This window comes from Lysobacter sp. M2-1, from assembly GCF_022662495.1.
Taxonomy (GTDB): domain Bacteria; phylum Pseudomonadota; class Gammaproteobacteria; order Xanthomonadales; family Xanthomonadaceae; genus JAKPBU01.
In genome coordinates this window covers 215145-226459 of record NZ_JAKPBU010000005.1, presented here as the reverse complement: position 1 = coordinate 226459, position 11315 = coordinate 215145, and the positions used below count along the sequence as shown (strand labels likewise).

At 66.3% G+C, this 11315-nt stretch carries 12 protein-coding genes; 6 read left to right on the top strand and 6 right to left on the bottom strand.

Annotation, left to right across the window (positions count from 1 at the left end):
* The first annotated feature begins 237 nt into the window (after nucleotides 1-237).
* The 4 genes from MC375_RS11900 to MC375_RS11885 are packed head-to-tail and all read left to right on the top strand — an operon-like array spanning nucleotide 238 to nucleotide 2255.
* The gene (locus MC375_RS11900; protein ID WP_242103611.1) at nucleotides 238-750 is read left to right on the top strand and encodes a DUF2975 domain-containing protein; all 513 of its coding nucleotides are present in this window, start codon (nucleotides 238-240) and stop codon (nucleotides 748-750) included.
* Nucleotides 750-998, top strand: a complete 249-nt coding sequence (locus tag MC375_RS11895; protein WP_242103610.1) for a helix-turn-helix transcriptional regulator — start codon at nucleotides 750-752, stop codon at nucleotides 996-998. The genes MC375_RS11900 and MC375_RS11895 overlap by 1 nt, the downstream gene beginning before the upstream one ends.
* Before the next feature lie 32 nt (nucleotides 999-1030).
* A complete protein-coding gene (locus MC375_RS11890) occupies nucleotides 1031-1780 on the top strand; it encodes a hypothetical protein (RefSeq protein WP_242103609.1) in 750 nt (249 codons plus the stop codon).
* Nucleotides 1781-1784: 4 nt separating this feature from the next.
* Nucleotides 1785-2255 carry a hypothetical protein gene (locus MC375_RS11885; protein ID WP_242103608.1) on the top strand — a complete coding sequence of 157 codons (471 nt, stop codon included), beginning with the start codon at nucleotides 1785-1787 and terminating at the stop codon, nucleotides 2253-2255.
* Between the two features lie 103 nt (nucleotides 2256-2358).
* Here the strand turns inward: MC375_RS11885 and MC375_RS11880 are convergent, their stop codons facing one another.
* The gene (locus MC375_RS11880) at nucleotides 2359-4377 is read right to left on the bottom strand and encodes a M13 family metallopeptidase (protein WP_242103607.1); all 2019 of its coding nucleotides are present in this window, start codon (nucleotides 4375-4377) and stop codon (nucleotides 2359-2361) included.
* 397 nt (nucleotides 4378-4774) lie between these two features.
* Between MC375_RS11880 and MC375_RS11875 the strand changes: the two genes are divergently transcribed.
* A complete protein-coding gene (locus tag MC375_RS11875) occupies nucleotides 4775-5221 on the top strand; it encodes a DUF1579 domain-containing protein (RefSeq protein ID WP_242103606.1) in 447 nt (148 codons plus the stop codon).
* A gap of 128 nt (nucleotides 5222-5349) precedes the next feature.
* Here the strand turns inward: MC375_RS11875 and MC375_RS11870 are convergent, their stop codons facing one another.
* Nucleotides 5350-6189 (bottom strand): NAD(P)H-dependent oxidoreductase, encoded by an 840-nt coding sequence (locus MC375_RS11870; RefSeq protein ID WP_242103605.1) that lies wholly within the window; start codon nucleotides 6187-6189, stop codon nucleotides 5350-5352.
* A 38-nt stretch (nucleotides 6190-6227) separates the two neighbouring features.
* On the opposite strand from MC375_RS11870, the gene MC375_RS11865 reads away from it, so the two are divergent.
* Complete coding sequence (locus MC375_RS11865) at nucleotides 6228-7199, top strand: LysR family transcriptional regulator (RefSeq protein WP_242103604.1); 972 nt, start codon at nucleotides 6228-6230, stop codon at nucleotides 7197-7199.
* Between the two features lie 37 nt (nucleotides 7200-7236).
* Here the strand turns inward: MC375_RS11865 and MC375_RS11860 are convergent, their stop codons facing one another.
* From MC375_RS11860 to sigJ, 4 genes are all read right to left on the bottom strand, one after another.
* Nucleotides 7237-8889, bottom strand: coding sequence for a tetratricopeptide repeat protein (locus MC375_RS11860; RefSeq protein WP_242103603.1), 1653 nt, complete (start codon nucleotides 8887-8889; stop codon nucleotides 7237-7239).
* 193 nt (nucleotides 8890-9082) lie between these two features.
* Nucleotides 9083-9616 (bottom strand): hypothetical protein, encoded by a 534-nt coding sequence (locus tag MC375_RS11855; protein ID WP_242103602.1) that lies wholly within the window; start codon nucleotides 9614-9616, stop codon nucleotides 9083-9085.
* Between the two features lie 145 nt (nucleotides 9617-9761).
* On the bottom strand, nucleotides 9762-10220 hold the full coding sequence (locus MC375_RS11850) for a carboxymuconolactone decarboxylase family protein (protein WP_242103601.1): 459 nt from the start codon (nucleotides 10218-10220) through the stop codon (nucleotides 9762-9764).
* A gap of 57 nt (nucleotides 10221-10277) precedes the next feature.
* Complete coding sequence (gene sigJ / locus MC375_RS11845) at nucleotides 10278-11177, bottom strand: RNA polymerase sigma factor SigJ (protein ID WP_242103600.1); 900 nt, start codon at nucleotides 11175-11177, stop codon at nucleotides 10278-10280.
* Nucleotides 11178-11315 lie beyond the last annotated feature (138 nt).

Here is an 11315-nt window from a genome sequence, read left to right as displayed (position 1 = left end):
GGCTGAGCTCTTTTCCAGAACCGATCCGACGCCCTCCCGGCTGATCACCGGGTACCGCGCAGGTCAGGTTGAAGCCCGGCTTCCGCGCCATCCGCAGCTTCCGCGCCTCCCCCGCTCGCAGCGCCGCGACCTTCGGCGCGGGACCTCCGACGGCCAGGATAGGGTGCCTTCTGGCCTATTTTTATCGTAAAACGATAATGTTAGTATCGTTTTACGGCAAATCAGTGAGGCATTCGCATGAACAGCACCTCCGCCCGCGCCCTCTCCGTGGCCCGTCCGGTCATCCAGGGTCTGACTGTCCTCAACATCCTCTATGCCGTCTGCCTCGCCGTGCTGCTGGGCTGGAGCTTTCTCATGCCGGGCTGGCCGGAACGGGCGCTCGGCTTCGACATCGCGTCGAAGTATCCAATGGTGCCTCTTGGGCTCCGCGCCATCGTCGTCATCGGCATCGCCGGCGCTGCGATCGTGCACACGATCCTGCGGCGGCTGCTGGCGATCGTCGACACGGTGCGCGGCGGCGACCCGTTCATCCTCGAGAACGCCCGGCGTCTGGACATGATCGCGTGGAGCGTGCTGGCGCTCGAGGTGCTGCGATTGATCGTCGCGGCCATCGCCGCGGCGGTGTGGGAACCCGATCGCGTGGACGGCTTCTCGATCGCCTCATGGTTTGCGGTGCTGCTGCTGTTCGTGCTGTCGGGCGTGTTCGCCCAGGGCGCCCGCATGCGCGCCGACCTCGAAGGAACCGTGTGATGGCAATCCTCGTCCGCCTCGACGAGCTGCTGCACGCGCGTCGCATGACGCTCACCGAGCTCGCCGCGCGCATCGACATCACCATTGCCAACCTGTCGATCCTGAAGACCGGCAAGGCGAAGGCGATCCGCTTCTCCACGCTCGAGGCGATCTGCGCCGTGCTCGAGTGCCAGCCCGGCGACCTGCTCGCGTTCGACGCGGATGCGCCGACGGACGACCCCGATCAAGACGGAGGGGCTTCCGCATGAATGGCTTCATCTGGATCCACATTGCCGGCGGCATGGTCGCGCTGGCGGCCGGCACGGTCGCTGCTGCCGCGCGCAAGGGTGGCCGCGTACACGTGGCGGCCGGCGGTGCGTTCGCCGCATCGATGCTCGTGCTCGGCGTCACCGCGTCGATCATCGCGCCATTCGCGTCGCCGCCCCAGTCGTCAGTCGGCGGGGTCATGGCCTGTTACTTCGTCGCGACCGGCTGGCTGGCCGCGCGCCGTCGCAGCGACCGCACAGGCACGTTCGAGAAGATCGCGTGTGCGATCGTGTTGGTCCTTGGCGCGCTGATCATCGCCGATGGCGTGCAGCGGGCACTCGCGCCGCCCGGGCAATTCACCGGGCCGCCCGCGCCGGGCGCGCTCATCCTGCTGGGCGGCATCTGCCTCCTCGCCGGGCTCGGGGATCTGCGCTACGTCAGGCGCCGCACGCAGTCCGCCACCCAACGCCTGTCGCGCCATCTGTGGCGGATGTGCTTCGCATTCTTCATCGCCACCGGTTCGTTCTTCCTCGGCCAGCAGGACGTGTTGCCGATGGCTGTTCGCGGATCTCCGATTCTGTTCGTCGCGGCGTTCGCGCCGCTGGCACTTCTGCTCTTCTGGCTGGTGAGGGTCAGATTTTCCGGATATCCGCCGGGGGACGCGGTGCCCAACCCGGACTCGACGAATGCCACACAGTCCCGCCAGCAGGTCAGGCATGAAACCCGACGGCTGATCCGGCCGGCATTGGCCCACGCTCGTTCCACCCAATCTCCGGAGGAGTGACACCATGATCGCCCGCCCATTCGTCCAGTTCTTTGCGCCCGATCCGCGCCGTGAGGGTGTCCGCCCCGTCCAGATCTGGGGCCTGCGCCTGTTCTTCTTGCTGATGCTGGTGTTCGTCACGCCGACCGCATGGCGTGCGCTTCTGACGCACGAAGGGGCGTGGGATCCCGTGCGCGCGGTCGCATTCGCCGTGTGGGCCACCTATCCCGCACTCGCACTGTTCGGCGTAATCCGGCCACTGCGCTGGCTGCCGCTGATGTTCTTCACCATCGGCTACAAGGCGATCTGGCTCGCGTTCGTCGCCTATCCGCTATGGCAGGCCGGCGCGCTGTGGGGGACGCCCACCGGCGAAGTCGCCAGCTCCTTCCTTGCGCTGCCGCTGCTGGCGGCGGTGGTGCCGTGGGGATATGCGTGGCGGACGTATTTTGCGTGGCCGCGGCGCGTGATCGAGGCAAGCCCCACGTCCGCGTGTTGAAGTCACGTAAGCCTGCGACTGCGCCGCGTTGTCCGCCGCTCGGCGAAAACGTAGGGCGAGCTCAAGCCCGCTCTATGCCGTACCGCGTCGGGCATGCATCCAATCACCAGACTTCGCAGCGATCCGCCTCCGGCCGCACCATCGGTGCATCGGCCTTGCACTGGAAGACCTCACGAAACGCAGGCAGATTCGACAGCGGTCCGTTGACGCGGTACTTGGCGACGGGATGCGGATCGCCCTGGATCATGGTGCGCTGGGTTTCCATGCGCGTTTCGTCGCCGCGGAACTGACCCCAGGCGATGAAGAACTGCTGCTCGGGGGTGAAGCCGTCGAGGGTCGGTTCCGGGCCCTTGCCCTCGCGCGACTTCAGGTAGGCCCGGTAGGCAATTTTCGCCCCAGCCAGGTCGCCGATGGATTCACCCAGCACCAGCTTGCCGTTGTGGTGCACGCCGGGCTCGATGAAGTAACCCTCGAACTGCTTGACCACGCACTGGCCTTTGGCCTCGAATTTCTTGTTGTCGGCTGGCGTCCACCAGTTGGCCAGGCGGCCCTGGGCATCGAACTGCGCGCCCTGGTCGTCGAAGCCATGGCTGATCTCGTGGCCGATGACCACGCCGATCGCGCCGTAGTTGACGGCGTCGATGGCGTTCACGTCGAACGCGGGCGGCTGCAGGATGCCGGCCGGGAACACGATCTCGTTCTGCAGCGGGTTGTAGTAGGCGTTCGAGGTCGGCGGGGTCATGCCCCAGCGGCTGCGATCGGTCGGCTTGCCGACCTGGCTGCGGTTGTCGGCGACGTTCCAGCGTGAGGCGGCGACGATGTTGTCCCACGCCGAATCACGCGTCACGACCACGCCCTGGTAGTCCTTGAACTTGTCCGGATAGCCGAGCTTGGGGAAGAACGTCGCGCGCTTCTCCAGCGCCTTCTGCTTGGTCGCCGCGTCCATCCAGTCCAGTTCGCGGATGGTGTCATCCATCGCCAGGAGGATGTTCTTCACCATCTCCTGCATCTTGGCCTTGGCTTCCGGCGGAAAGTACTTCTCGACGTATTTCTGGCCTAGCGCTTCGCCGAGCTGCTGGTCGGTGGCTTCGGCACAGCGCTTCCAGCGCGGCTTGATCTCGGTGGTGCCGGCCAGGAACCTGCCGTTGAAGGCGAAGTTCTCCTCGACGAAGGGCCCGGACAGCGAGTCCGCAGCGGTATGGAGCACGTGCCACCGCAGATAGGTTTTCCATTGCGTCAGCGGGGTTGTCGCGAGTTCCTTCTCGACCTGCTGCAGGAATTTCGGCTGGGTCACGTTCACCGCCTCGCGCGGCATGCTGGCGGCGTCGAAGTACCTAACCCAGTCGAAGCCCGGGGTGAGCTTGGGCAGGTCGGCGAACGCGGTCGTGTGGTCCTGCAACTTCGGGTCGCGCAGCTGCACGTTGTCGAGCGAGGCCTCGGCCAAGCGCTTCTCGAAGGCGAACACGGTCTGGGCGTTCTGTTTCGCCTCTGCCGGTTGGGTGCCGGCGAGTTCGAACATCTTGGCCACGTGTTCGAGATACCTTGCGCGCGCTTCGACGAAGCGGGGTTCTGGCTTGAGATAGTAGTCGCGGTCGGGCATGCCCAGGCCGCCGGCGTAGATGTGGGCGATGGTTCTGGACGGTTCGTGCAGGTCCTCGCCGGCGAAGACCTGGAACGGCACGGCCACACCCACGTCGTGCAGCGTGCCGATCATGCGCTGCAGTTCTGCCTTGTCCTCGATGGCGTCGACCTCGGCCAGCCAGGGCTCGACCGGCTTGCTGCCGAGTGCATCGACCCGTGATTCGTCCATGCACGCGGCGTAGAAGTCGCCGGCGAGCTGGCCGGCGCTGCCCTTGGGCCAGTCGGTTTTCGCCGACAGCTCGGTGAGGATATCGCGCACGTGTTCCTTGTTGACCTCGCCAGATTGCCAGCGGCGGCTCCAGCGGTCCATGTAGTCGGGAATCGGATTCTGCTTTCGCCACGCGCCGTTGGCGTAGTCGAAGAAATCGGTGCAGGCATCGCCGTTGCGGTTGATGTCGTCGGGATTGATCCCGTGCAACGCGCCGGCGGATGCGGTGGCGGCTGCGAGCAAAGCGACGAGTGGAAGGCTGGACCTGACCACGGCAACGCCCCCTGGCTGGATGTACGACCAACTATAGCCGCGAAGTCTTGCCAGACCCGTCCCAGAAGTCCTGCCTACCGGTACACCGCGCGCGTGAAACGCCCGCTCCGTCCGCCCCTATGCCCATCGCGGCAAGCAAACCCCGTCGCTCGAAATCCACTTCTGCCCGCACTGCCCATCTGCTTATCGACCATTTCGACGGCCTGGGCTCTTTCGACGACCTGCCAGGCGACGGCCGCTGCGTCCGCGACCTGTGGTTCTAGGGCGGGCCTTGCGGATCCGTGCGCCGGCCGCTGGGCAGGTGTCGATCCGCATCGTCCCCGCACGTCGTCCTAATGAACGCGCATTCAACGTCCACGCGTGATCGATCGAGAAGCAACGTTGGGAGGAAAAACGTATGGCAGACAGCAACAACCATCGGGTGGCCGAACTTCCCCTGACACCGCACCCGGCGATGACCCGACTCCGGCATCTTGTCGGAACATGGAAGAACGAAGGCGCCGTTCCGGGCACCTCCGTCTACCGGATGGGTCTGGGCGGCCACTACCTGATCCAGGAATTCGAGACCACCACGCCCCGCGGCCGGACGCTGACCGGCATCGAGTACGTCACGTGGGACGACGACACGCAGACCCTGCGCTCCCACCTCATGGCCGACGACGGCAGCAATTTCACCTATACCCACCAGGTCGACGACGACGGCACGCACTGGACCTGGTTCGGCGACAAGGGCTCGGACAATTTCTTCAAGGGCCAGCTGAGCGAGGACGGCAGGGTTATCACCGGCCGATGGCAATGGCCCGGCGGTGGGTTCGATGTGGTTTCCCGGAAAACCAACGGCTAGGTTCAGCAACCGGTCCGTCGCGCAGCGCCGACGTCCGCGTCCCACTCCTTGCCACGGACTCGCGCGTGCCGTGCAGGTCGTCACCAAGCCAGTCGGTTGAGGAACGCCTAAGGTCCGAGGCAGTCCCGTTACGCCTGAGCGTCATCGGCGACGTGCGCCCACACCCCGGTGCGGCCAGGCGCGATGTCGTCCCGCAACGTATGCCGATCCGGATAGTCGCCGCCATTCTGCGAGCGGAATGCGACGGGATCCTCTTCGAAAAGACGTTTCACGCGGCCACGCCATGCTTCCTTGGCGGTCGCGACGTCCTTGCAGCTCATCCGATCCGTTCCGTATACGGCGTGGGCGCGCAGCACGTCCATGCCCGCGAAGAACAAGGCCCCATGCGTGAGCGGAAACAGGATCTCACCCATGGGTCCATTGATTCCCCGCGGCCCATAGTCCACCTCGGGTCCTCCGGCGAGGACCGACACCAGCGCCCGCTTTCCCTTCAGGACACCGTCGCCATAACGGTACTGATTGGTCCCGTTCTTGTAGCCATAGCCGAATCCATACGCGAATACGCGTTCGATCCAGCCTTTCAGGATGGCCGGCACGCCGAACCACCAAAGCGGGAACAGCAGGATCACGGCATCGGCGCTGGATAGCTTGGCCTGTTCTGCGGCAACATCATCCGTCTGCCGGCCGGTCGAATAGGCATGCGCCGATTCCGCAATGAAGGAAAGCCGATCGGGGTCGACGCGGCTGGGAAAGTCGTCCTGGTCGTAGACGGCTTTCCAGCGCATCCCGTAGAGATCAGACCGCACAACTTCATGACCCTGACCCTCGAGGGTCTCGACCGCGACCTCCACCAGCTGGCGCGTCAGCGAGGCCGGTTCGGGATGGGCATAAACGACCAGGACTCTCTTCTTCACCGTAACTTTCTCCATGCAACCCAGGGAGTTGCAGGATGAATCCGACGGATTCATATTTGAAATCGATAATCCTTTGATGTGTGATCCACCAAATGAATACGTCGCGCCTGGACCTCAACCTTCTGGTGACGCTCGAGGCATTGCTCGCGGAGCGAAGCGTCACCAGAACAGCGGCGCGGCTTCACCTCAGCCAGCCTGCAGTCAGCGCCCAGCTGAGCCGTCTCCGGGACATGTTCGGGGATCCCCTGCTTGTTCCCGCCCACCGCGGGATGACGCCCACCGCGAAGGCCCTGGAGTTGCTGGGACCGCTGCGCCTCGCCCTGGACGACCTGCGCAACACGCTTCACGCCCACAGGGATTTCTCGCCGGCCCGATCCAGGCTCGCCATGACCATCGCCTGCACGGATTACGTAGAGGCCGTGGTGGTCCTGCCGTTGGTACTGGCCTTACGGCAACGGGCCCCTGGTGTGCGGATCGCGGTTCGCCGCTTCAATCCTGCGCAGACGGAACAGCAATTGGCGAGTGGCGATGTTGATCTGGCAATGGCCACGCCCGACCCGACTCAGTCGCACCTCAGGACCCGCCTCCTGTTCGAGGAAAGCTATGTGCTCATCGGGCGCCGCGACCATCCCCGCCTAAGGACCGGCCTGACCCTGGAGGAGTTCGTTCAACTGGAACACGTGGTCGTGTCGCCATCGGGTGGCAGTTTCACAACACCGATCGACGACGCGCTGACGGCGCTCGGTCATCGACGTCAGGTCGTCCTGTCGGCGGCTTCGTTCCTGTTCGTCCCGGAAATCGTGGCCGACAGCGACCTGGTTGCGCTGGTGCCGCGACGGCTGTTGCACGGCCAGCGCGACCGGCTCACGTCGATCGATCTTCCCTGGCTTGCCGAACAATTCGATGTGAGCCTGATCTGGCACGAGCGCACGCATGGGCACGCAGGGCAGCGCTGGATCCGCGAGCTGCTGGTCGAGCTCACCGCCGACGCCACCGCGGACGGCAAGCCAATTGCACCCAAGCACGCCGCCCGGCGTCGCAGCGCATCGCGCCGGGTCGGTTGAGCCTGGGTACCGGCGAATCTGCGTGCGCCGCGTCAGCTCACCGCGCCTGCGCGAGATAGCTGCGCGCCTCCTCCAGTGCAGGCTGGCGCGTGCCGCCCTGCGCCACTTCAAGCAATGCGGCGTAATAGGTACGCGCCTGGGATGAGTCCTCAAGCGCTGATGCGGCCCTGGCTGCGCCCAGCAATGCGTTGAATCGCTGCGGATACAGTTCCAGCGCTCGCCGATAGGACGTCAGCGCATCCGCTGGCTGTTTCTGCTCCATCAGCAGGTCGCCCATCGATTCGTACGCCGGCACGGTCGGCCCCGGAGTGACTGCATGCTTGGGCGTCGAAGTTTCCAGCTCGGCGGCCTGGCGCATCAGCGCGACGCTGGATTCGCGCTGCCCTTCCGCGTGCGCGATCCAGGCCGCCAGTTCGAGGTGCAGCACCCGGATGTTGCGCGCAAACAGGTCTTCCCCCGACTTGCGCGTCGCGGCTTCGAGCGCTTCGAGCCGTGTGCCGGCGGCTTTGGCCTTGGCCATTTCGCCAAGATGCGCCGCGCCCAGCCCGTGCGCGAACTGCGCGATCGCTTCCGGCCATGGAAAGCGATCCCAGTCGACGACCGTCGGCTGGCGCGGCACGATCTGCGCAGCCTCGCTCCAGGCGCGCCGCTCCAGTGCGTATCGGGCCTGGGTCGAGGCCAGGTGGAAGGCGGTCTTGAACGAGGGCTGCAGCCGTTCGGTTCCTCGCAGCCGCTGCAACTGCGCCGCGGCCTCTTCGTCCGCGCCCTTCTGCAGATAGGCATACACCAGGTATTCGATGGCGTGCGGGAATTCATCCCAGACGAATTCGCCATGCTCGCCGGCGGGATACTCCAGCGCGGCTTCCGCGGCCAGCAGGTTGCCCCGCACGACGCCGTCCCAGTCGCCGAGCCGGGTGTAGATATGGGTCGGCATATGCAGCGCGTGCGGGTTGCGCGGGGCGATCGAATCGTACTTGCGGGTCACGTCCAGCGATTCACGCTCGCGGCCGGGCATGTCATTGGCGTGGACCAGGTAGTGCATCGCGCCCGGGTGGTCCGGGTTGCGTGCGTACTCGCGCATCAGGATGCCGGCGGCGCGATCTGCGTGCGCGCGCGAAACGGCATTGGCGGGCGCCGTGGCCAGGTGCGCCAGGGCATAGAACATGGCCGCCTCCGGATCGTCCGGAATGGCGGCATGCAGGGCTTCCTGCGCCTGCTCCCAACGCCGGATACGCAGCCAGTAATCGGTCCCAGCCGGCTCGAGGAAAAACGCCTCGGCCGCGGCGACGAAGAGTCTTTCGCGTTGTGTCGGCGGGTTCAGGGCCTTGGCCTTCTGGACTTCATCCCATCCACGCTGCAGCTCTGCGGGACCGGGACGGGTCGGCCACAGGGGCTGGAACAGGGTCATGGCCACGCCCCAGTGCGCCATCGCGCAGTCCGGATCGGTGCTGGCGACCTGCTCGAACGCGGTGCGCGCCTGCGGATAGGTCATGTGATGCAGCAGCGTGGCCGCGCGATTAAACTGCGACTGCGCGGCTTCGGAACAAGAGACGGGAAAGTCGACCACGTACCGCAAGTGGTCCGCGTGCGGGTGTTGCTCTTGCGCATCGGCCGCGCCGGCGAAACCGGCCAGCAAAGCGATTGTGGCCAGCCAGGCACAGAAATTCCGAATACCACCATCGCCACTCATCGACAGGTTCCGGAAACACACGGGACTTTTAACGCAAACGTCGGTGGCGACGGGATCAGGACATCGACATAGGCCGCTGCGCTTCCGGCTGCCACGCTGTACTTCCGCGTTTCGGAGCCGAGAACGCGCGCGCGACACCTCAGCGGTAGCGGTTCATGCGTGCACGAGGCCGCGCGAACGAAGCGTCGACTCGCTACAGCGTCGAGGTCACCTCCCCGCCCTGCGCGCGCAGGAAGTCGGCGGCCTGGCCGGCCTGATCGCCGGAGAACGCGTGCACCACCACCGTCGTGTTGCCGGATTCCATCGCCTCGCGCGCAGCCTCCACGTAGCGGTCGTGATCGGGACGCAGCGCCACCAGGCCGCCCAGCATCAGTCCGCCGACGGTGCCGAAGAACAGCAGCACCAGCGCCGCCGCGACCGGCGAATTGACGATGAACGGCAACCCGGCCGCGTAAAGCGCCGCGAAAGCCAGCAGGCCGACGACGGCACCCACGATGCCGAGCCTGACGTGCGCGACGACGATCGTGCGCCAGACGCCGCGGCTCTCCGGCTCCAGCTTGCGGCCAGGATGCGGCTCGGCCGGCGTGATCAGCTGCACCTGCGCCGAGCCCAGCGACAGGGCCGCCGCCACCGCCTGTGCGGCGGAACGCGCGGCGGATTGGTTCGCAAACACGGCGGCGACCTTGCTGTTGGACAACTCGCCGGTGATCGGGGAGGTTTCCGACATGGCAGGCTCCTCGCGCTGATGCGGGGAGCCTTGCAGAAGCCGTGTTTCCGCCCGGTGAGCATCAGCGAGCGCCGTGCCTTCCGGCGTTCATCCCAAGCAGGCGAGTCTGGCCGTACTTCTCCTCGTGCCGCGATCCGGGCGACAGTCAGCGCGACGCCGGCTTGTAATGGCCGCCGATCGTGCGCGCTGCGACATTGACCCGGTTCCAGCTGTTGATCGCGACGACCAGCAGGGTCAGATCGACCAGTTCGGCTTCCTCGAACAGCTGCCTCGCCCGTTCGTACAGCGCATCGGACACCGGCTCGGGCCCTGCCAGCTCGGTCAGTTCCTCGGCCCAGGCCAGGGCGATGCGCTCGCGCTCGCTGTACAGCCTGGTTTCGCGCCACGCTGGCAGCAGGTAGAGGCGCTGTTCGGTCTCGCCCGCAGCGCGCGCATCCTTGCTGTGCATGTCCAGGCAGAAGGCGCAGCCGTTGATTTGCGAGACGCGCATCAGCACCAGCTCGATCAGGGCCGGTTCCAGGCGTCCGGCCGCGTGGACCTTCTGGCCCAGTTCGATCAGCGGCTGCATGGCGGCGTAATGGCGTTGCACGGAAAAACGGGTCATGGGAAAGCTCCTGTGCGATGAAGGCGGCCGGGGCGGGTTGCCTCGGATTTGGCCGTTTCAATGCAAGGACGCAGACCCAGCCGGTTTCGTGACCGCCAACAAGCGGGCCAGCTTGCCCGGGTGCCGCAGTGCGTGGATCGCGGTGATGCGCTCGCCGTCGCATTCGATCCACATCGCCGCCGACAGCGTGCCACCCGCGTGCAGGAACAGCGCCGGCGCGCCGTTCAGGCTGGCAAGTTCGTAGTGCACGCCCGGGCCATGGAAGTTGTGCGCCAGCTGCAGGTAGAGCCGGGCCAACCGCTCGGCACCATGCAACGGCCGCAGAGTGGCGCGCGCCACGCCGCCGCCGTCGCTGATGTGGACGGCGTCCTCGGCGAACAGCGCGCGCAGCGTGTCCAGGCTCGGTTCCGCCATCGCGGCGACGAAGCGCTGCAGCATCCGGCGCTGGGCGCTCTGGTCCACGTTGAATCGCGGACGCCCTTCGCGCAGGCGCAGCTTCGCCCGATGCACGCGCTGGCGGCAGGCGTCCTCCGCGATCTCCAGGATCGCCGCCGCCTCGGCATGGCTGTAGTCGAACACCTCGCGGAGCAGGAAGGCCGCGCGCTCTTCCGGGCTCAGTCGTTCGAGCAGCAGCAGGAACGACAGCGTCAGCGATTCGCCGCGTTCGAGCGTGACATCCGGATGCTCGGCTTCCGGCACCAGCGGCTCGGGCAGCCACGGACCGGTGTAATGCGCGCGCTCGGCCTTGACGCGACGCAGGCGGTCCAGCGCCAGGCGCGTGGTCACGGTGACCAGCCAGGCTTCCGGATCGTCCAGCGTGGCGAGGTCCTGCGCATGCAGGCGCAACCAGGCGTCGTGCAGCACGTCCTCGGCGTCGGCGGGCGTGCCGAGCATGCGGTAAGCCAGGCCGAACAGGCGCGAGCGGTGTTGTTCGAACAGGGTGGTCTCGGGATCCATGGGCTTCTCCGTCGGGGCATGGCCAGGACGCGCGGCCGCGGGAAAACGTGACTGGCGAAGTGCGCTCATCTGGAATGCCGCACTGCCCGTTGCGTGGCCATGTTAGTGCGGCGCACCGCCCGTGCTTCCCCTGCCGCG

Bases quoted from the DNA above. Each gene is read 5' to 3' on its own strand.
- MC375_RS11885 (WP_242103608.1), top strand. From the start codon at position 1,785: ATGATCGCCCGCCCATTCGTCCAGTTCTTTGCGCCCGATCCGCGCCGT.
- MC375_RS11875 (WP_242103606.1), top strand. From the start codon at position 4,775: ATGGCAGACAGCAACAACCATCGGGTGGCCGAACTTCCCCTGACACCG.
- MC375_RS11855 (WP_242103602.1), bottom strand. From the start codon at position 9,616: ATGTCGGAAACCTCCCCGATCACCGGCGAGTTGTCCAACAGCAAGGTC.
- sigJ (WP_242103600.1), bottom strand. From the start codon at position 11,177: ATGGATCCCGAGACCACCCTGTTCGAACAACACCGCTCGCGCCTGTTC.
- MC375_RS11890 (WP_242103609.1), top strand. From the start codon at position 1,031: ATGGTCGCGCTGGCGGCCGGCACGGTCGCTGCTGCCGCGCGCAAGGGT.
- MC375_RS11860 (WP_242103603.1), bottom strand. From the start codon at position 8,889: ATGAGTGGCGATGGTGGTATTCGGAATTTCTGTGCCTGGCTGGCCACA.
- MC375_RS11865 (WP_242103604.1), top strand. From the start codon at position 6,228: ATGAATACGTCGCGCCTGGACCTCAACCTTCTGGTGACGCTCGAGGCA.
- MC375_RS11900 (WP_242103611.1), top strand. From the start codon at position 238: ATGAACAGCACCTCCGCCCGCGCCCTCTCCGTGGCCCGTCCGGTCATC.
- MC375_RS11850 (WP_242103601.1), bottom strand. From the start codon at position 10,220: ATGACCCGTTTTTCCGTGCAACGCCATTACGCCGCCATGCAGCCGCTG.
- MC375_RS11895 (WP_242103610.1), top strand. From the start codon at position 750: ATGGCAATCCTCGTCCGCCTCGACGAGCTGCTGCACGCGCGTCGCATG.
- MC375_RS11870 (WP_242103605.1), bottom strand. From the start codon at position 6,189: ATGAATCCGTCGGATTCATCCTGCAACTCCCTGGGTTGCATGGAGAAA.